The following is a 20172-nucleotide window of genomic DNA, read 5'->3' as shown; positions in this document are numbered from 1 at the left end:
GAAGGGAAATGATTCGAAAAAGAGTACAGAGATTGGCAGTATTTATTTTAATAGGAATTGCAATTTTAATTATTCGATTAGTACAAATACAATTAATGGAAACGAAAAGTTTTTCAGATAGAGATATAAATTTAATAGAGGCGAGTGTGGCACAACGTTCACAAGAAATGATTCTTGATAATGGGAGAGGAAAGTTTTATGATCGGAACGACAAACCGTTAACGTATGAAACAGTGCCATCACTTGTTTTATTTCCATTTCTTAAAAATATGAATTGGGACGTGGAACAATTAGCGAACATTATCGGAGTTCCTACGAAAGAAATTACAGCCGCATTAGAAACTTCGAAGGAGCCGTTTGTTTTAGGTGGGAAAAACCCAATTCAGCTAACAGATGAACAAATGGAAGCAATCAATGAGCTACAAATTCCGGGAGTTTTTGCTGTCCATAAGCAATTTGAGCGGAAAACAACGCCAGCTGCCCAGTTGATTGGCATTTTAGGGGAGAATCCCGAGCAGCTAAAGGAGCGCTATCCAGATAAAGATATCCCGCTGAATACATTAATTGGGATCACCGGGTTACAAAAAAGCTTTGACGAATTTTTATTACAGGAAGAAAATACGAAGCTTGTGTACCATGTCGATGGCAAAGGTGGTCCATTATTTGGCATCGATGTGAAGTATGTAGATCCCTCCAATCCGTTTTACCCAGTAAAAATTAATACTACTATTGATATGGAAATACAAAATGAGGCAGAAAAAATAGCAGACAAGCATAAAATAAGTAAAGGTGGAATAGTATTACTAGATATTGAAACTAATTCCATTCTTGCCCTCGTATCACGTCCGAATATCGATGAAAAAGACCCGTATGCAAATGATGGGGCAAAAAATTTGATGGTAACAGCCCAAATTCCGGGTTCCGTGTTTAAAACAGTAATTGCTGCAGCTGCTATTGATAACAGTTTAAACAATCCAGACCGTGTGTTCGATTGTAGTAAAACGATACGTGGTACGGAGGACAAAGTATATGACCATGGACCATTGAATTTTACGGATAGCTTTGCTGTAAGCTGTAATTACACATTTGGAACGCTTGCGCAAGAATTAATGGAAAAGGATGAAACAATTATTGAAACGTATGCAAGTAAATTAGGATTAATGGATAATGTCGGTTGGTCTGGGGATGTTTTTCACTTTAAAGACTTTCATCAACTTGCAGATGAAGAAAAAGGTCAAGTGTTTTTAACAAACGAAGAACGTTCAGATGCGAATTTCGTTGCCCAAACGGGAATTGGACAATATAATGTTCGAATTACCCCGTTGGGAGCTGCTAATATGATGGCAACGATAGCTAGAGGCGGAAAGAAAGAAATGGTTCGTGCAGTATCCTCTATTGAATATAAAAATGGTTCGACACTTTATTCTTTTCCACAGGAATCGTTAGGTGGGGACGAAATATCACCATATACAGCGATGAAGCTACAACAATTGCTTCGCGAAGTGGTTGTAAATGAAAATGGAACAGGAAGATTAATGCAAAATCTCCCTTATGACGTTGCCGGTAAATCCGGAACTGCACAAACCTATCAAAAAGAGGATATGCAATATGAAAATAAGTGGTTTGTTGGGTATTTTCCTTTTGACAAGCCGAAATATGCAATGGCAATTGTAAAATTAGATGTACCATCAGAAGAAGGTTCAGTAACCCCAATTTATCAAGATATGGTAAACTATTTATATCAATATGATCACCAATAAAAATCGTTACTTTGGATGTAATATATTGTAAAAGAATCGTCATGTAATTTTTACTGTACATGACGGTTAATTCATTGAATAATATTTAAAGAACAGTTAGAGAAATACAATGGGGAGGAATAACTTATGGCAAATAATTATTACCCGCCGGTTCGCCGTTCTCGAGTGGAACAACATTCAAAACGTAAAAAAACAAATTTTATATTAAATATATTAATTGGAATTGTATTTATTTTATTAGTTATGGTCGGCGGATATATTTTGTTTGGAACACATGATGAGGATAGGCAAGCAGCGAAAACGGTGCAAGAGGGTGAAAATAGTCAATCACTATCAAATACAGATGAAAATGGGGAGCAAGTAGATTCCACTGATCAATCGGAGGGCACAGAAAATGCATCTGACAATCCGGAAAATGGAGCTATTGATGAGATTGACCAGGAAGAAGGGGCAACTGCTGGAGAAGAAGATGTAACAGAGGAAGACTCTGCTGCTGAAGACGAACTAGCTTCTGAAGAAGGTGAAATCATAACAGAAACCTCGAATGATCCAAATGTATCGCAATCAATTGTTAATTCCGCTTGGAAGCCTGTCGGAACCGTCCAAACAGGTGAACATACTACACAATATGATGAAGGCACAACAGATAGAAAAGAAATGGAAAAAGCAATTGCATATGCTACAGGTGTAAGTGCGGATAATATGACAGTTTGGTGGCTAGAACGCGGGGAAGTTCCTAATCGGGATGTAATCGCAACGATTTCGCCGAAAGATCAATCGCAAACATATCGTGTATATTTACAGTGGTATGATGGCCAAGGCTGGAAACCAGTGAAGCTAGATTATTTAAAAGAAAATGATAAAAAATAGTTAGGAGCACGAAAATGAAGATTGCAATTATCGGAGCAATGGAAGAAGAAGTTACTATTTTACGAAATGAGATTAAAAATCAGCAGGTGGAAACAATTGCCAACTCCGAATTCACCTCAGGAACAATGAATAATAAGGATGTTGTATTATTGAAATCAGGTATTGGAAAAGTAAATGCAGCAATGTCAACATCCATTTTATTAGAAAAATATAAACCAGATGTTGTAATAAATACTGGTTCTGCTGGTGGGCTTCATCCAGATTTGAAAGTTGGCGATATTGTTATTTCAACAGAAGTGCGTCATCATGATGTCGATGCAACTGTATTTGGGTATGAATATGGGCAAGTTCCACAAATGCCTCCAGCATATGTAGCGGATGAAAAGTTACAGGAAATAGCCGTGCGAAGTGCGAAGGAAATTTCTGAAGTGCAAACGGTCAAAGGATTAATTGCAACAGGCGATTCGTTTATGAGTGATCCAGAACGTGTCCAAGCAATCGGTAAAAGATTTACTAATTTACAGGCAGTGGAAATGGAAGCTGCTGCAATTGCACAGGTTGCCTATCAGTTTGGTGTTCCGTTTGTTATTATTCGTTCATTATCAGATATTGCTGGTAAAGAATCGAATATCTCTTTTGAACAATATTTGGAAACAGCAGCAGTAAACTCTGCAAAATTAGTGATGGCGATCATTAACCAATTATAAAATTTATTTCGTTTGTTTGTATGGAGAAGACAACCGGTGATGGTTGTCTTTTTTGTATCCTCTTTTTTCCAGTTCTACGTTTATTTACATTCTCTATCCATGATCGTTTTATGATAATCTAGTAGCATGCAATAAGTTCATATAATAGTAGGTGAGTAGAATGAAGGAAATAAAAAACTTACAAGGAAAAGAAATCGATTATAAAAATTTCTCCCATATATTAATAGCAGTCAGTACGTTTTTGTATATCGGAATTTTAATAAAGGGAAATGACCAATCGTTGCAGGAAACTTTACTGATGATTGTTACGACATTAGTTTTCATCGGATTTGCCTATATTTTCCGTTACTTTTCTGTACAATGTCATCGTAAATTAGTAGAGTTGGAAGCAGAGGAAAATCATCATCTACAATAAATAAAGTCGGGATAGTAAGTCATCCCGACTTTTTTAACTTTCATTTTGTCGATTTTTCTTTTCTTTTTCTGCGCGATAAAATTCATGGAACATTTTCATTAAAGCACGTTTTTCAATTCTAGAGACATAGCTTCGTGATATTCCTAATTCTTTTGCAATCTCTCTTTGTGTCTTCTCTTTCTTTAAATCAAGACCAAATCTGCCGATAATAACTTCTTTTTCTCGTTCATCTAATACCCCGATGTATTCCTTCACCTTTTCTAATTCCATATTTAACTGAATGGTATCAATTACATCTTCGGATTCTGATTTTAATACATCGATTAAACTTATTTCATTACCTTCTTTATCCTGCCCTATTGGGTCGTGTAAGGAAACATCCTTTTTTGTCTTTTTTAATGCTCGCAAATGCATAAGGATCTCATTCTCTATACATCTTGCAGCATATGTAGCGAGCTTTGTCCCTTTCCCTTCTGAAAAGCTTTCAATTGCTTTAATTAGTCCGATTGTACCTATAGAAATTAAATCCTCTTGATCCTCCCCGGTATTCTCGAACTTTTTGACGATATGGGCAACGAGACGTAAATTATGCTCAATCAGCAAATTTCTTGCTTCCATATCGCCCTCTGCCATCCGCCGTAAATATTTCTTTTCTTCACTCTGGGTAAGAGGTTGTGGAAAGGCATTGTTCTTTACGTAGGAGACCAAAAATACAAGCTCTTTAAAAAGAATACTAAGTGCTGATAAGATTCCTGACATGGACACACCTCACCTCTAGCAAACATCAATACATTGCCTATAAGTAATACGTATGTGGAATTTTAGGAAAATGTGTCTGTCCGGAATTTTTTATTTACAAGAAAATAATGGAAAGTAAAATTCACATTAGAAGTACCTACATTTTATTTGAGAAGCTAAATTTTTTGAATAATTATAGAAGTTTGTGAAAAATCATATTATAATAAAAATAATAGCTGAAAGGAGGAAATGATTTGACTACTATTACATATACAGATACTTGGGATTTAGATACCATATTTCCGGGAGGTAGTAACTCTCCAGAGTTTCAAGTGCATTTACAAGTAACAGAAGGAAAACTGCACCAATTTCTAGCAAATGTTGAAAATTGGCAGCCTCCTTCAAGTGCAGCAGACAGTGAAGCTTTCAATCAATTAATTGATGAATTTCAAGCGGTTGGTTATAAAATTAGACAAGCGGGTGCTTTTGCAAGCTGCCTAGAAGCACAGAATATGCATGACAAACAAGCGAACAAATTGAGGGGCCAAGTAACACAATTAAGCGCTGTGTTTCAAAAGGCTTTAATTCAATTGGACGAAAAACTAAAAAATATAGATGATGTTGTCTGGGAGCAGCTACTATCCACAGATTTACTCAGTCCGTTAGCTTTTGCACTAAACGAAAGACGCGTCCGTGCAAGTGAAAAAAGATCTAAGGAAGAAGAAGCTGTGATTAGTTCATTAAGTGTTGATGGATATCATGGCTGGGGTCAATTTTATAATACAATTGTAAAAAATATTAAAATACCTTTTTCGGAAAATGGAGAAGAAAAACTCCTTTCTGCAGGGCAAGCATCTAATAAATTATCTAGCCCTGACCGCAATGTCCGTGCCCAAGTATTTAGTAAATGGGAAGAAACTTGGCAAGATAAGGCAGACTATTTTGCAGCAACATTAAACCATTTAGCAGGCTTCCGCCTAAATGTATATAAACAACGGGGATGGGAGGATGTTCTGAAAGAGCCATTAACGATTAACCGAATGACGAAGGAAACATTGGATACGATGTGGACAGTTATTCGTGATAATAAACAGCCATTTGTTGATTATTTGAATCGTAAAGCAAAGCTATTAGGCTTAGAAAAGCTTTCCTGGTTTGATATCGGTGCACCGTTAGCAGATACAGAAACAAAGATTCCATATCAAGAAGGAGCGGAATTTATTCTCGAACAATTTGGTCGCTTCGGAGAAAAACTACCTGCTTTTGCACAAATGGCATTTGAAAATCGTTGGATTGAAGCAGAGGACAGAGATGGAAAACGTCCAGGAGGTTTTTGTACATCCTTCCCAGAAAGTAAACAATCTCGTATTTTTATGACCTATTCTGGCACCCCATCTAACGTTTCGACATTAGCCCATGAATTAGGGCATGCCTTCCATTCCTATGCAATGCTAGATGTTCATCCAATGAACAAAGGCTATGCAATGAATGTTGCAGAAACTGCCTCTACATTTGCTGAAATGATTGTAGCGGATGCTAGCGTGAAGCAGGCAAAATCACAGGAAGAGAAAATTGCCTTATTAGAAGATAAAATTCAGCGTTCGACCGCATTTTTTATGAATATTCATGCCCGCTTTTTATTTGAAACAAGCTTTTATGAAGAGCGAAAAACTAGTTTAGTAAGTGCGGAAAGACTTAATCAATTAATGGAGGCTGCTCAAAAAGAAGCATATTGTGATGCATTAGATCAATACCATCCAATGTTTTGGGCATCAAAATTGCATTTTTACATTACAGGCACCCCGTTCTATAACTTCCCGTATACATTTGGATATTTATTCTCTCTAGGAATCTACGCGAGAGCACTTGGAGAAGGGAAGGGCTATGAAGAAAAATATATTGCACTATTAAAGGATACTGCATCAATGACAGTGGAAGACCTTGCGAAAAAACACTTAAATGTTGATTTGACAAAACGTGATTTCTGGGAAAGTGCAGTAAATCTTTGCATTGAAGATGTAGAAGAATTTCTAGAATTAACGAAATAAAAAAAGTCTGTATTTGGGTTTCTTGTTGTTGCTTTAATATAGCTCGCAGACCGAATTCACTCCGCTAGATAACAGCCAAAAGAAAAGAGCGCAAATTTGTGCTCGATTAAAAAAGTATCGAGAGAACATTCTCGATACTTTTTTTGTTATGCTAATATATAGTTGTAGTTAGCGTTAGGCAAATGAGTTCCATAAAATATGACCCAATGCCTCGTGCATATAAAAACGGTGTGTTCTACCTTATATTTTTTTTATCGTAAATTGGCTAACCATAAGGAATGATAATATGACTAAGAAAAACATATATAATTGCGGTGGAATAATAGGATTCATTAAGTACATTAATGTTAAAATACAGCCAGCAGCAGTAATCGGTAGCCCTGTAAAATAGCCATTACTTTCACTAATATTAAATCGAGCCAAACGGAATGCACCACAGCCAATATAAAAAATAGTAAAGAAAATACCCGGTGTAGCAAAACCATGAATTATTCCCTCATATAATAAAAGTGCAGGGGCAACACCGAAGGAAATAATATCGCTCATGGAATCCAATTGCTTCCCTAAATCCGATTCGGTTTTTAATTTTCTCGCCACAATTCCGTCGAATCTGTCTAATAAAGCAGCCATGAAAATAAAAAATACACTAATATTAAGCTCTCCTTGTAATGTGTAAATGATGGAGAACCCACCTAAAAATAAATTGATCATCGTTAACAAATTTGCCAACTGTGCTTTTAGTTTTTTTATTGTTGCATCAATGACTGATGTCCGAAACATTACTTCACCCCTTTCCATAAAATTTCGTATATCATATAATATTTTATGCTTTCTACAATAGTGCGTAAAGAGAAATGTTCTGGAGGATAAGATGATAAAAACTATTTATCGTTTACTAATTGAATTGACCAATCGCAAATGGTCATCTTTATTACTACAAAAATTTGCTATGTCAAAAACGAGTAGGCTCTTGATTCCTTATTTTATTAAAGTATACAACATTAATATGGAGGAGGCAGAACTACCTTATCAAGCATATCCAACCTTACATCAATTATTTATTCGTCGGATAAAATCCGAGGCAAGAGTAATTGATGCTGATAAATTTACCGTAGTAAGTCCAGTTGATGGTTTTATTGAAGCTATAGGTAAAATTACCGATGAGACGGAATTTCTAGTAAAAGGAAAGAAATACTCGGTCGTAGAAGTACTCGGATCAGCTTCGGTTGCCGCTAAGTATACGTTAGGTACTTATATGGTAATTTATTTAAGTCCAACAAATTATCATCGGATTCATAGCCCGGTCAATGGGGAAATAATCGGCCAATGGGAGCTTGGGAAGCATTCCTATCCAGTCAATCGAATTGGATTGCGCTACGGGAAGGACCCATTAGCGAAAAATTATCGTAAAGTTACGGAATTGAAGTACCTAGGTGGTCATTTAGCGATTGTAAAAGTGGGAGCGATGTTTATAAATTCTATTGACTATACATACAAATCAACTACATTGCAAAAGGGAGAGGAGATTGCTTATTTCTCCTTCGGATCAACCGTAATATTATTATTTGAGAAAGATACACTTTTCCTATCAGACCCATTAACGAAAACAAGACAAATACAAATGGGACAAACCATCGGATACATACGATAATAAATAGGGATACTATAAAAATAAATTACGTTCCCCAACAAGGAACAAAAATGTTAAGGAACGTAGCGGATAATTTTACTAGGAATTTATTTCTATTTCATTAAGACGATGCTTTAATTTTTTGAGTTAATGATCGGCGGTGAATTTCCTTTTCGATTAGGCGAATAAATTCTGGAGATAATTTTAATTTCTTTGCTTTGTAGTAGGATTCAAGTAATAGTTCGTCAGATAAATTTTTCATCTATTCCGGTTTCGAACCATTCACCTCCATTTATTAGTAATAAATTAGCTGTATATCACATATACTAATAGGTTGATTCGTATGCTGTAATGCTACTTTATCAAAATTAAATCGTAAGAACAACCGTTCTTTTATCCACAGTAAACAGTGGATAAGTTGTGTTTAACTTGTTAATAGTAAATAGAAACTGAGGTTTTATCGATTGTTATTTTGTGTATAAACTTATCCACAGTTGTAGAATTCGGGTTGAAATTGTCGAAAACTTTTTTGTATTTGTCAGATTGTTAGGAAAAATGTCGAATGTTGATTTTTTATATTGCCATATAATTATTTTGCCTATTTTATAGATTTACTTTGAAAAGAGTGGATAATTTCGGTATGATGATAAACGTTAAAGATTATTTCGAGGTGTAGCTATGTTAAAAAAATTTTTACCGAAGGATTATGTAAAATCAATTTATGAAATAACTCCTGAACTGTTAAAGGAAAGAAATATTAAAGGAATTATTACAGATTTAGATAATACGCTCGTAGAATGGGATCGACCGCTTGCGACACCAAAGTTAACGCAATGGTTTAAAAATATGAGCGATCACGGGATACATGTCGTAATTGTATCGAATAATAATGAAAAGCGTGTTCATGCTTTTGCAGAGCCACTTGGTATTCGGTACATATATAAAGCACAGAAGCCAATTGGAAAAGCATTCCGTAAAGCATTAGCGATGATGGATTTACAAAAAGAAGAAACAGTGGTTATTGGTGATCAGCTGTTGACTGATATATTAGGTGGAAATCGTTCCGGCTTTCATACAATTTTAGTTGTCCCTGTTGCACAAACAGATGGTTGGATGACGAGAATTAATCGTTCAATCGAACGGAAGCTATTAAAATGGTTTGATAAAAAAGGCTTGCTTCATTGGGAGGGTTCGTCAAGTGGAAAATGAAATTGTTTGTATTGGGTGTGGTTCAAGAATTCAAACAGAGGATCCAAGCGAGCTTGGTTACACTCCTTCTTCAGCATTAAATAAAGAGCCGATTATTTGTCAACGTTGCTTCCGATTGAAGCATTATAATGAAGTTGCTGACGTACGGTTGACCGATGATGACTTTTTAAAGATATTAAATGAAGTTGGTAAAACAGATGCGTTAATCGTAAAAATTGTCGATATTTTTGATTTTAATGGTAGTTGGTTACCTGGCATTCAGCGCTTTGCAGGGGGAAATGATGTCCTTCTTGTAGGGAATAAAGTCGATTTACTTCCAAAATCAGCAAATAAAAATCGACTAATCAATTGGATTAAGCAGCAAGCAAAGGAATTAGGCTTAAAGCCGGTAGATGTAACGTTAGTAAGTGCCGATAAAGGTATGTATATGCAAGAGGTAATCGATCTAATTGAAACATACCGAAACGGTAAAGATGTATATGTTGTTGGTTGTACAAATGTAGGAAAATCAACCTTTATCAATCGGATTATTAAAGAAGTATCTGGAGAACAGGATGTTATTACGACCTCACATTTTCCAGGTACAACTCTTGATATGATTGAAATTCCTTTAGATGATGGCAAGGCAATTATTGATACGCCAGGAATTATTAATCATCATCAAATGGCCCATTTTGTTAATAAAAAAGATTTAAAAATCATTACACCGAAAAAAGAAATAAAACCAAAGGTGTATCAATTAAATGAACAGCAAACATTATTTTTTGGTGGACTAGCTCGCTTTGATTATATTAAAGGTGGCAGACGGTCATTTGTTTGTTATTTATCAAATGAACTCTCAATTCATCGTACAAAACTTGAAAAAGCAGATGATTTGTATGAAAACCACAAAGGGGAGTTATTACAGCCACCACGTGTGGATGAATTAGAAGATTTCCCGGCGCTCGTTCGACATGAATTTTCTATTAAGGATGGTAAAACGGATATAGTCTTTTCTGGCCTAGGTTGGGTAACAATCTCCGAACCAGGAGCAGTAATTGCAGCTTATGTACCAAAAGGTGTTCGCGTGTATGTAAGACCGTCATTAATATAAATGAAAATAATACGAAACTATTTCGAAATCAGCTATGTAACATTTTTATAGGGAAAATGAAAAAGCAGAATGAATATATGGAGCTTCTCTAAAAAGTAAAGTGTATTTATTCTGCGGATGCAAAGCACATAAAGACTTAACAATAAGCACTTTTAAAAGGCTTATTAAAATAAAGGAGTACGATTACATGTTAACAGGTAAACAAAAACGTTTTTTACGTTCAAAGGCACATCATCTGAACCCGATTTTTCAAGTAGGTAAAGGTGGAGTAAACGACAATATGGTAAGACAAATTGCCGATGTTCTCGAAGCAAGAGAGTTAATTAAAGTAAGCGTTCTGCAAAACTGTGATGAAGATAAAGATACTGTTGCTGCAAAGCTATCAGAAGGGGCAAATGCAGAATTAGTCCAAGTTATTGGTAATACCATCGTATTATACAAAGAGTCAGCAGAAAATAAACAAATTAATTTACCACGGTAACGGTCATGAAAAAAATCGGAATACTAGGTGGTACCTTTGACCCACCACATATTGGACATTTAATTATTGCTGATCAAGTTTTGCAAAAATATCGGCTAAATGAAATTTGGTTTATGCCAAACCATGTTCCTCCTCATAAGATTAAAGATTCCAATACTACTGATGCTAACCGATTAACTATGCTACAATTAGCAATAAATAATCATCGTTCATTTAAAATAGAATCTATTGAATTAGAACGTGAAGGTAAATCATATACATATGATACGATGGTTTTATTAAAGGAACGAGAAAAGGATACACAGTTTTATTTTATCATTGGGGCGGATATGGTAGAGTATTTGCCGAAGTGGTATAAAATTGATGAACTTGTTCAGCTTGTTCAATTTATTGGAGTGAATCGTCCGTTTTATAAAAGAGAAACTCGATACCCTGTACAGTTTATCGATATCCCTTCCATTCACATTTCTTCTTCTATGATACGAGAGAAAATTGTAAAAGGAGAATCTGTGAACTACTTAATTCCGGATAATATCATACACTATATAGAGGAGAACGGTTTGTATGGATCGAAATGAAGCATTACAAATTTTAAAAAAACATTTGCCAGAAAAACGCTATATTCATACGTTAGGGGTGCTAGAGACGGCATTAGATTTAGCCCGAGTGTATGGCTGTGATGAAAAGAAAACAGAGCTAGCGGCAATTTTTCATGATTATGCGAAATATCGACCGGAGGAAGAAATGCGGAATATTATTATTCAAGAACATTTTCCAGAAGATTTATTGCATTATCATTCAGAGCTTTGGCATGCACCGGCTGGAGCCTATTTAGTAAAAAAAGAACTAGGAATCGATGATAAAGATATATTCCAAGCCATATACTATCATACAACCGGAAGACCAGGAATGACGCTAATAGAAAAAATTATCTTTATAGCTGATTACATTGAGCCAGGTCGACAATTTCCAGGAGTAGACGAAGTAAGAGCTTTGGCAAAGAAAAATTTGGATGATGCTATATTACAGGCTTCACGTAATACGATTGCGTTTTTAATGAAGAAAAATGCTCCAATCTATCCTGACACCTTTCATACTTATAATCATTTCTTAATGAAAAAGGAGGAATCGTCTATTCATGAATAATAACCAAGATTTATTATTAACAGCTGTAGATGCAGCGGACGACAAAAAAGCGGAAAATATTCTCGTATTAAATATGCAAGGAATTTCATTAATCGCGGATTATTTTGTTATTTGTCATGGGAATTCTGATAAGCAAGTGCAAGCAATCGCAAATGAAATAAAGGATAAAGTAAATGAAAAGGGCTATAACATTAAACGTCTAGAAGGATTTGATGAGGCGCGTTGGGTATTAGTCGATTTAGGCGACGTCGTTGTCCATGTTTTCCATCGCGAGGAAAGAGGCTACTATAATTTGGAAAGATTATGGGGAGATGCGCCTTTTGTTGATGTGAAGAGTGAATTGACCCCATGAATTATCAATCATTCGCCTATTTGTACGATGAATTAATGGATGAAGCACCATATGATAAGTGGGTTTGCTTTTTTCAAAAGCAAAAAGAAAAGTATACTCCGAATGCAAATAACATTTTAGATTTAGCATGTGGAACTGGTGAAATGAGTATTCGCTTATCTGAGCAAGGATATCAGGTGACAGGAGTCGATTTATCAGAGGATATGTTAGCGGTAGCGAATGAAAAAGCGATGAATAAAGGCTATCGTATACCGTTTTATCAACAAAATATGACGGAGCTAGAAGGTATTGGACCATTTGATATTGTCGTCATTTTTTGCGATTCATTAAATTATTTAGCATCAGAAAAAGAAGTTATTGAAACCTTTCAGTCTGTGAAGCGAGTTCTTAAGCCAGATGGGTTATTATTATTTGATGTTCATTCTACCTATAAAATTGATTCGGTATATGCAGGAAATACTTTTGCCTTTAATGGCGATGACATTTCTTATATTTGGTCAAGTTACAAGGGAGAACAACCATATTCCATTGAACATGAGCTTTCGTTTTTTGTTTTTGATGAACAAACGGCACAGTATGATCGATATGATGAATTACATAAGCAACAAACCTATACGATCAATCAATATAAACATTGGTTAACTAATACTGGTTTTACTATTCAATCAATCGAGGCTGACTTTGGAGAAGCTGTAACGGATACAAGTGAACGGATATTCTTTACTGCTCAAAATCGCTATTAGAGTCTTTACATAGAAAAAATTCATTTTTACTAAGAGACTTCAAGCAGTAGACAAACTGGAAAATTTTCAAGTTGCCTCCAGCTTTTTCGTGATAAGACAGCACAAAACATGCCTTTGGAGCAGAAATCTACATATATTAACTACAAAACACCCAAGCAGGACAAAAGGCATCGAGAGTAAATCCTCTTGACGCCTTTTGTTATTATTCTAGTGTGTAAGGCTATATGCATGCATCGGTATCTGTTTCCAAAGCAAAAAAAAATCAGCTCTATAAATATTTTATCGTTTTTGAAGGACTTTCTTTCCTTACGTCGAATAGTTTTATTAGACATTTGGAATTTGAAACTGCTCTTTAATAATATCTAAATCCTCTTGATATTTTTTGTGTGTTGCTTGGTATAATTGGTTAAAGCTCCTATGAATATCACTAGCTTCTAAAACCTTTATTCCTTCTCCAGTGATACCGCCTTTTACACAAACTTTCTCTTGTAAGCTCGGTAAAGTGTATAATTGCTTTTCTATTAAATTTCCCATACCAATTAACATTTCAGAGGCAAGCTGTGTAGCCAATTCCTCACTAATTTTTGTTTCCTTTACAGCAGAGTCAATAAATTTCCGTAACAAATAACTAAAGAATGCAGGTCCACAGCTGACAATATCAGAGGCAACTCTAGTTATTTCATTATCTATTTCGATCGGTTTGCTAATCTTCGATAGTAACTCTACCAACGTATTTTTCCATTCTTCCGTACAATTTTTTCCGAATGTTAGTAAACAAACGCCAGACAATGCATGGTTTGTAATACTCGGTATTGCGCGTGCACAAGAACAAGCGCAAAGTGATTCCAACTGTTCCACCGTTATGGGACTTGTTATGGAAATAAGACATTTTTTATCTGAAAGTAAATGGTTTATTTTTTTTAATAGAGGATGAATGTCTAACGGTTTAATGCAAAGAAAAAGCAGATCACTGTTTTGAATCACTTCCTCTGCATTTGAATGAACATGGATTTCCGGATATTTCGCTTGTAATTTTAATGCTTTTGAGATGGTACGATTCGTAATACAAATATTATTTGGCTTTATTGCATCACTTATAATAAGACTTTCCGTTAACATCGATCCCATGTTCCCAGTTCCAATGATACCTATTTGCAATTCAATTCTCCCTCCTTTAACAAGACGGTTTCATAACAGATTATGAGACGGAAGAGAAATTTATGACACAGGAGTGATGATTCGTGCACTGGGTTATGCAAAAAAAAACGTTAATACTCATTACAGTTATCGCGATAGGAGCAATTTTCGTACTATTAACAAAAATGCATGAAGAGGAAAGTTTACGTACATCCGCAAATTTAGATTCTAATCTTTTGGAGACAAATGCGACTAATGCTTCTCCAGAACCTTCTGCCCAAACGAGTGAAGCGATACATTCAGAGCCAATGGTTTTTAAGGTTGATGTAAAAGGTGCCATTCAGCAACCGGGGGTGTATTCGATGAAAGAAGGGGATCGGATTATTGATGTAGTGGAAAAAGCGGGTGGATTTCTCGAAACAGCAGATCTAAATCAAGTAAATTTATCGCAAAAGGTTAGTGATGAAATGGTGATCTATGTTCCAGAAATAGGGGAGGATATTGAAGCAAATGCAGTTGTTTCTGCCGCTAAACCTCCAGTAGAAGGTTCCCAGGAAAATGGGAGTATCATCAACATTAATGAAGCAGATGTCACTATGCTGCAAAATCTTCCTGGTATAGGGCCAGGAAAAGCAGAAGCGATTATCAAATACCGAGAAGAAAATGGTCCCTTTCAAGAAGTAACGGATTTAATGAATGTTTCTGGAATAGGTGAAAAAACATTTGAAAAATTAAAGGAGAATATATCAGTTCAATAAAAGTATTGACTCCTATTTGTAAGCTTGTCTAAACTTATGATAGGAATCATTATGGAGAGGGAGTCGTTTGGAATGGAAAGAATCGCTTGGGATCAATATTTCATGGCACAAAGTCATATATTATCACTTCGGAGTACATGTACAAGATTAATGGTTGGAGCGACTATTGTTCGGGATAAGCGGGTTATTGCTGGTGGCTATAATGGCTCTATTGCTGGTGGAGATCATTGTATGGAAAAAGGCTGCTACGTGATTGAAAATCATTGTGTCCGTACGATTCATGCAGAAATGAATGCCGTTATTCAATGCGCAAAATTTGGTGTTCCAACAGAAAATGCCGAAATTTATGTGACGCATTTTCCATGCTTACAATGCACAAAAGGAATCATTCAATCGGGAATCCGTGCAATCTATTATGCAGAGGATTATAAAAATCATCCGTATGCATTAGAGCTTCTTGAACAAGCGAATATAAAAGTACAAAAGGTTCCGTTTCCGAAGGATCTTTTTGATGAAAACCAGCTGGAAAAGAAACAGCTAGTAAATGAAATGTTAGAGGAATTAGCAAATGCTAATTTGAAAGATTCGCAAAAGGCGGCATTCGTGGAACGGGCAAAGCGATTATTTAATTAATGGAAGTTTTTTTGATAACTTTTGAATTGGAATAAAGTTTTATTTATTGAAACTTTATTCCAATTCAGGTAGTAAATTTATTCTCAAGATCTGTCTCTGTATATTTATTGATGGAGGGAGTGTTTGCCTATATTTTATGGTATATTTGCTTATTTAAGCTTTACCGTGCTTCTCGGATTTTTATCCTTTTATGATTTTTCCCTTGGTTTAATTAGCCTCATTTCCTTTTGTCATCTGCTTCATTATCGTCTTCCAAGAAATCGAATATATCTCCTAATCGTGAGCTTTAGTTTTTGGCTCCTCCTCTTTAAGCTAAATCTTTCTCCAGTGCCTATTTCTGTACCTGAAACAGATGTGCATGAAACGATTCGTTTTATCGAATATCCTGTTTTTGATGGGAATAAAATGAGCGCAAATGTAAACATAAACGGCAGGAAGATTGCCGTTTCCTATTGGCTAAACTCGAAAACTGAAAAAGATCATTTAAGGACGATTAGCTACCCTGGTGTCATTTGTTCTGTTAATGGAAATTACGAAATTCCTTCCCAACAAAGAAATCCTAATGCATTTAATTATCGGCAATTTTTATTAACCGAAAAAATTTATTACACAATGACAATTCATGAAATGAAAGAATGTCATATTGGAAAACGAACGTTCCTGGATTACTTACTGATTATCCGCGAAAATAGCATTGCTGAAGTAAATCGAGTGTTTCCAACACATATAGCTCCATTTATTAATGCGTTATTATTTGGAGAGGATCGAGGGATGGAGGAGGAAGACCAAGCCGCATATCAATCACTTGGTTTATCTCATTTACTTGCGATTTCTGGCTTGCATGTCTCCATTTTATCAGTTAGCCTATTTTTTCTTTTATTACGATTCGGCTTTACAAAGGAATTTGCAAGAAACTTCCTCTTATTTGTATTACCGCTGTATGCTGTTTTTGCTGGCATGTCACCTTCTGTTAATCGCGCGGTATTTATGTCATGGTGTGTGCTATTTTTATCGAAATGGAAGGATACGTTCCTACCAATAGATGCCCTTGGTTTTTCGTTCCTTTTCTTTATTCTGCGGAATCCGGCCATTATTTATCATGTAGGCTTCCAGCTCTCCTATTTAGTGACGGCATGCTTATTATTATCATCCGCAATTTTGAAAAAGCATGCACGATATCTTACCTCCAGCGTGCTTATTGCATTATTAGCCCAACTTGCTTCGTTACCGGTTATTCTTTTCCACTTTTATGAATTTTCCCTAGTCAGCTGTCTTATGAATATTATTTTTGTTCCATTGTATTCCTTTATTATCCTACCGCTATGTATAGTAATGTTTATTATTATACTCATTATGCCTTCGTTGATTGATTTTTTCGCAAATCTCTTAATGAAAATAGTGGAGCTTGCAAATTCGATTACAAATTGGATTAGTCATTTTGATTTGTTTACCATAACCTTAGGAAAGCCACCAGTATTCCTGTTTATTTTCTACTTTTTCACGATAATTGTTCTTTTCTTTGTAATCGAAAAATATTGGTTACAGAAAAAAGGATTACTTTTTCTTTTATTATTCACTCCAATAATTTTTCAGCTTTTATTTGTAAAATGGTCTCCTTTCGGTGAAGTTACATTTATTGATGTTGGTCAAGGAGATAGCATCCTTATCCGGTTACCTTTTAATCAAGGGAATTATTTAATTGACACTGGAGGGAATATCTCCTATACGCAGGAAGAATGGGAGGAACAGGCGAATCCGTATGATCCTGGAGAAAAAATAGTTCTTCCATTGTTGAAAAGCAGAGGAATTACCCACTTGGATAAGCTTATTTTAACTCATGGGGATATGGATCATATTGGTTCTGCAAAAACGATTATCGAGAAGCTACCAATAAAGCAATTGCTTGTAGGGGATACCATTCATAAAAAGGCATTTGAATTGGAAATAATTGCATTAGCTAATAAAAAAAATATAGAGGTTATTCACGTTTATGAAGGATTAAAATGGGCTAAAGGAAAATATGACTTTCATATTTTAGCTCCAAGGTTAATGGACGAAGCGGATAATGATGCTTCCATTGTGATTTATGCAATAGTTGCAGGTAAGAGGTGGTTATTTACTGGAGATTTGGAAGAAGCAGGGGAAAAACAATTGATAGAGAAGTATCCGCAGTTACGAGTTGATATACTAAAAGTGGGTCATCATGGAAGTAATACTTCCACGACAGCTCCATTTTTATCTAAAATCAAACCGAAAGCGGCCATTATTTCTGTTGGGGAAAGGAATCGCTATGGACATCCACATCAGGAAATTCTCGATAGACTGCAGGAGAATACTATAGATATATACCGAACAGATAAAAATGGGGCAGTTTCTTATTCCTTTTTCTTAAATAAAGGGAGATTTTCTACCGTTATTGATTAAGAAGATCTGTATTATTTTGTAACCAAAATAGCTTTACCACATATAATATCCATATAGAAAAGACCGCCACCATTTTGGCAGCAGTCTTTTCTTCTAGTCATGAAGTGGTATTAAGAAATAATTTGTTTAATTACAACTGCGACAATGAAAATAGTTGCAAAAAAACCGAAAGATACTACCATCCCAACCATCGTATCAGTAAAGTCATTTCTTTTCGATTGGACGTCTTGTTCGAATTCGTTCACATCTACCCCTCCTATTTCAAACTAAGTATACTTGAAAATTCTAAAAAAATCTACATATTCAATTCCTTTTCCTGAACTGACAAGTGTTGTCACAAATATTTAGATAAGGAAAGGTAAAAATAAGAGAACACCGTTGAAATATAAATGAATACATGGGCTTTATATTTCAACGTTTAAATAAATGGGAATTGGCGTGATTTGCCGATTCCTTTTTGATTTTTATGGTATTGTATATCCAATTCTTTTTTGACTTATTCCTTATCTTTTTTTAACATAAAGATATGAATATCATGGAAAAGATCGGAGAGTAGTATGTACGATAAACTTTGGAAAGATATTAAAAACAAAAAATTTTCCTCACTCTATTTATTATATGGAGTGGAAAAATTTTTAATCGATAAAACCAAAAATTTAATCATAAGTGAAGCATTAACCGATGAGGAATTAGAATTTAATCTCTCGAACTATGACTTAGAAGAGATTTCAATAGAAGCAGCATTAGAGGATTGTGAAACAGTTCCTTTTTTCGGTGATCGGAAAGTAGTTATCATGCATAATCCATATTTTCTTACCGCTGAAAAAGTAAAAGAAAAAGTGGAACACAATCTAAAAATGCTGGATGCCTATTTGGCGGATCCTGTTCCAACCTCGATTGTCGTATTTATTGCTCCGTATGAAAAATTGGATGAACGAAAAAAAATCACTAAAAATCTCATCAAAAATGCTACGGTGCTTCAAGCGAACAATCTTTCTGAGGCAGAAATTAAAAATTGGATTGAGCATCAATTTCGGATGAATGGGAAACAAATTGAAAGCTCTGCTATTGAAAGGCTGTATCACTTAGTTGGGGCGAATATGGCCATATTGAACAAAGAAATTGATAAATTATTATTATATACTAATGAAGGGGAGACAGTGGCACTAGATACCATTGATTTGCTAGTTTCTCGTTCTTTAGAAGAAAATATTTTTGCTTTAGTAGATAAAGTAGTGCATCGAAAATTAGCAGGAGCATTAGAAATTTATTATGATTTATTAAAGCAAAATGAAGAACCAATCAAAATATTAGCAGTAATAGCGAATCAATTCCGCTTTATTTACCAAGTCAAAGCCTTATTAAAGAAAGGGTATGCGCAAAAACAAATTGCTTCTTCATTACGAACGCATCCATATCGGGTGAAATTAGCAATTGATCAAACACGTCTGTTTGATGATGAGTGGCTATTAAAATTAATTCATGAGCTCTCAGAATTAGATTATAAAATGAAAACAGGTTATGGAAATAAAGAGAAATTATTAGAATTATTTTTTATTCGATTTTTAACGAAATGATGGAAAGCAAAAACCAATCCTTTTTTGGTCGTTTCAGACTGTAGGCAAACTCTTGAAATTTTCGCATTTGCCTACAGTTTTTTTATCGAATAGAAAGAGTAGAAAGCGTTGGTTGGTTGGAGCGGACATGCTTGATTCCTGGGGGATTAGCGCTACAGGCGAGAACCACAGGAGCGATATGCTCCCTATAAGGTAAACAGATAAAAACCATTTTTATAATCATGATAGATATCCAAAACGACTAAACGGCCTCAGCCCTATAGAATATAGAGCTAAAGCCGCTTAGCTTAATTATATTATTTTCACTGTCTACTTGACGAGGTGCAGTTCAATCCTTTTTTGGATCGACTTTTACTATTTTCTTATATATGGTTGGCTATTTATAAGCCTGCAGACTGTACATTTTACGCATCTTGGCGAATCGGAGTCTACGTTAAATCACATCGTATAT

22 protein-coding genes and 1 pseudogene are annotated in these 20172 nt (G+C 35.2%); 18 read left to right on the top strand and 5 right to left on the bottom strand.

Translation table 11 applies throughout. From position 1 onward, the window contains the following. Nucleotides 1-8 precede the first annotated feature (8 nt). The 4 genes from OEV98_RS10340 to OEV98_RS10325 all read left to right on the top strand — a co-directional run bounded on the left by OEV98_RS10340 (nucleotide 9) and on the right by OEV98_RS10325 (nucleotide 3752). Nucleotides 9-1760: a peptidoglycan D,D-transpeptidase FtsI family protein gene (locus OEV98_RS10340; RefSeq protein WP_263073197.1), complete on the top strand. Its 1752-nt coding sequence runs from the start codon at nucleotides 9-11 to the stop codon at nucleotides 1758-1760. Between the two features lie 126 nt (nucleotides 1761-1886). Continuing rightward, nucleotides 1887-2630 carry a YrrS family protein gene (locus OEV98_RS10335; protein WP_263073196.1) on the top strand — a complete coding sequence of 248 codons (744 nt, stop codon included), beginning with the start codon at nucleotides 1887-1889 and terminating at the stop codon, nucleotides 2628-2630. A 14-nt stretch (nucleotides 2631-2644) separates the two neighbouring features. Next, a complete protein-coding gene (gene mtnN, locus OEV98_RS10330; protein ID WP_263073195.1) occupies nucleotides 2645-3337 on the top strand; it encodes a 5'-methylthioadenosine/S-adenosylhomocysteine nucleosidase in 693 nt (230 codons plus the stop codon). Between the two features lie 160 nt (nucleotides 3338-3497). After that, nucleotides 3498-3752: a YrhC family protein gene (locus OEV98_RS10325; RefSeq protein ID WP_263073194.1), complete on the top strand. Its 255-nt coding sequence runs from the start codon at nucleotides 3498-3500 to the stop codon at nucleotides 3750-3752. Nucleotides 3753-3785: 33 nt separating this feature from the next. Here OEV98_RS10325 and sigK read toward each other — a convergent pair whose 3' ends face one another. Beyond that, a complete protein-coding gene (gene sigK, locus OEV98_RS10320) occupies nucleotides 3786-4511 on the bottom strand; it encodes an RNA polymerase sporulation sigma factor SigK (RefSeq protein ID WP_263073193.1) in 726 nt (241 codons plus the stop codon). A 233-nt stretch (nucleotides 4512-4744) separates the two neighbouring features. On the opposite strand from sigK, the gene OEV98_RS10315 reads away from it, so the two are divergent. After that, entirely contained in the window at nucleotides 4745-6538 is a 1794-nt protein-coding gene (locus OEV98_RS10315) for a M3 family oligoendopeptidase (RefSeq protein ID WP_263073192.1), read from the top strand. 240 nt (nucleotides 6539-6778) lie between these two features. Here OEV98_RS10315 and pssA read toward each other — a convergent pair whose 3' ends face one another. Next, on the bottom strand, nucleotides 6779-7318 hold the full coding sequence (pssA, locus tag OEV98_RS10310; RefSeq protein ID WP_263073190.1) for a CDP-diacylglycerol--serine O-phosphatidyltransferase: 540 nt from the start codon (nucleotides 7316-7318) through the stop codon (nucleotides 6779-6781). 91 nt (nucleotides 7319-7409) lie between these two features. On the opposite strand from pssA, the gene OEV98_RS10305 reads away from it, so the two are divergent. Then, entirely contained in the window at nucleotides 7410-8189 is a 780-nt protein-coding gene (locus OEV98_RS10305) for a phosphatidylserine decarboxylase (RefSeq protein ID WP_263073189.1), read from the top strand. A gap of 100 nt (nucleotides 8190-8289) precedes the next feature. Here the strand turns inward: OEV98_RS10305 and OEV98_RS10300 are convergent, their stop codons facing one another. Further along, a complete protein-coding gene (locus OEV98_RS10300; RefSeq protein WP_263073188.1) occupies nucleotides 8290-8430 on the bottom strand; it encodes a sporulation histidine kinase inhibitor Sda in 141 nt (46 codons plus the stop codon). Nucleotides 8431-8846: 416 nt separating this feature from the next. Here OEV98_RS10300 and OEV98_RS10295 point away from each other — a divergent pair, with 416 nt between their 5' ends. The 7 genes from OEV98_RS10295 to OEV98_RS10265 all read left to right on the top strand — a co-directional run bounded on the left by OEV98_RS10295 (nucleotide 8847) and on the right by OEV98_RS10265 (nucleotide 13192). Further along, nucleotides 8847-9377: a YqeG family HAD IIIA-type phosphatase gene (locus tag OEV98_RS10295; protein ID WP_263073187.1), complete on the top strand. Its 531-nt coding sequence runs from the start codon at nucleotides 8847-8849 to the stop codon at nucleotides 9375-9377. Next, nucleotides 9367-10470 carry a ribosome biogenesis GTPase YqeH gene (gene yqeH, locus OEV98_RS10290; RefSeq protein WP_263073186.1) on the top strand — a complete coding sequence of 368 codons (1104 nt, stop codon included), beginning with the start codon at nucleotides 9367-9369 and terminating at the stop codon, nucleotides 10468-10470. The genes OEV98_RS10295 and yqeH overlap by 11 nt, the downstream gene beginning before the upstream one ends. A gap of 187 nt (nucleotides 10471-10657) precedes the next feature. After that, nucleotides 10658-10951, top strand: a complete 294-nt coding sequence (gene yhbY / locus OEV98_RS10285) for a ribosome assembly RNA-binding protein YhbY (protein ID WP_263073185.1) — start codon at nucleotides 10658-10660, stop codon at nucleotides 10949-10951. Between the two features lie 5 nt (nucleotides 10952-10956). Further along, on the top strand, nucleotides 10957-11529 hold the full coding sequence (locus tag OEV98_RS10280) for a nicotinate-nucleotide adenylyltransferase (RefSeq protein WP_263073184.1): 573 nt from the start codon (nucleotides 10957-10959) through the stop codon (nucleotides 11527-11529). Beyond that, nucleotides 11516-12097 (top strand): bis(5'-nucleosyl)-tetraphosphatase (symmetrical) YqeK, encoded by a 582-nt coding sequence (gene yqeK, locus OEV98_RS10275; RefSeq protein WP_263073183.1) that lies wholly within the window; start codon nucleotides 11516-11518, stop codon nucleotides 12095-12097. Before OEV98_RS10280 ends, yqeK begins: the two co-directional genes overlap by 14 nt. Next, nucleotides 12090-12449, top strand: coding sequence for a ribosome silencing factor (gene rsfS, locus OEV98_RS10270; protein ID WP_263073182.1), 360 nt, complete (start codon nucleotides 12090-12092; stop codon nucleotides 12447-12449). Before yqeK ends, rsfS begins: the two co-directional genes overlap by 8 nt. Continuing rightward, nucleotides 12446-13192 (top strand): class I SAM-dependent DNA methyltransferase, encoded by a 747-nt coding sequence (locus OEV98_RS10265; RefSeq protein WP_263073181.1) that lies wholly within the window; start codon nucleotides 12446-12448, stop codon nucleotides 13190-13192. Before rsfS ends, OEV98_RS10265 begins: the two co-directional genes overlap by 4 nt. Nucleotides 13193-13516: 324 nt before the next feature. On the opposite strand, the gene comER is transcribed toward OEV98_RS10265, so the two are convergent. Further along, complete coding sequence (comER, locus tag OEV98_RS10260; RefSeq protein WP_263073180.1) at nucleotides 13517-14350, bottom strand: late competence protein ComER; 834 nt, start codon at nucleotides 14348-14350, stop codon at nucleotides 13517-13519. A gap of 83 nt (nucleotides 14351-14433) precedes the next feature. Between comER and OEV98_RS10255 the strand changes: the two genes are divergently transcribed. From OEV98_RS10255 to OEV98_RS10245, 3 genes are all read left to right on the top strand, one after another. Continuing rightward, nucleotides 14434-15087, top strand: a complete 654-nt coding sequence (locus OEV98_RS10255) for a helix-hairpin-helix domain-containing protein (protein ID WP_263073179.1) — start codon at nucleotides 14434-14436, stop codon at nucleotides 15085-15087. Nucleotides 15088-15159: 72 nt separating this feature from the next. Then, a complete protein-coding gene (locus tag OEV98_RS10250) occupies nucleotides 15160-15720 on the top strand; it encodes a ComE operon protein 2 (RefSeq protein WP_263073178.1) in 561 nt (186 codons plus the stop codon). Between the two features lie 123 nt (nucleotides 15721-15843). Beyond that, complete coding sequence (locus OEV98_RS10245; protein ID WP_263073177.1) at nucleotides 15844-18144, top strand: DNA internalization-related competence protein ComEC/Rec2; 2301 nt, start codon at nucleotides 15844-15846, stop codon at nucleotides 18142-18144. Between the two features lie 110 nt (nucleotides 18145-18254). Here OEV98_RS10245 and OEV98_RS10240 read toward each other — a convergent pair whose 3' ends face one another. Continuing rightward, complete coding sequence (locus OEV98_RS10240) at nucleotides 18255-18389, bottom strand: YqzM family protein (RefSeq protein ID WP_263073176.1); 135 nt, start codon at nucleotides 18387-18389, stop codon at nucleotides 18255-18257. A 312-nt stretch (nucleotides 18390-18701) separates the two neighbouring features. Here OEV98_RS10240 and holA point away from each other — a divergent pair, with 312 nt between their 5' ends. Both holA and OEV98_RS17825 read left to right on the top strand, forming a co-directional pair. After that, nucleotides 18702-19721 carry a DNA polymerase III subunit delta gene (gene holA / locus OEV98_RS10235; RefSeq protein WP_263073175.1) on the top strand — a complete coding sequence of 340 codons (1020 nt, stop codon included), beginning with the start codon at nucleotides 18702-18704 and terminating at the stop codon, nucleotides 19719-19721. Between the two features lie 214 nt (nucleotides 19722-19935). Next, nucleotides 19936-20007, top strand: a pseudogene (locus tag OEV98_RS17825) (IS3 family transposase); the annotation flags it as partial. Nucleotides 20008-20172: the final 165 nt, after the last annotated feature.

The organism is Perspicuibacillus lycopersici, assembly GCF_025660475.1.
GTDB lineage: Bacteria > Bacillota > Bacilli > Bacillales > Caldibacillaceae > Perspicuibacillus > Perspicuibacillus lycopersici.
Note: the sequence above shows the minus strand (reverse complement) of the source record. Positions and strands in the feature narration are given on the sequence as shown.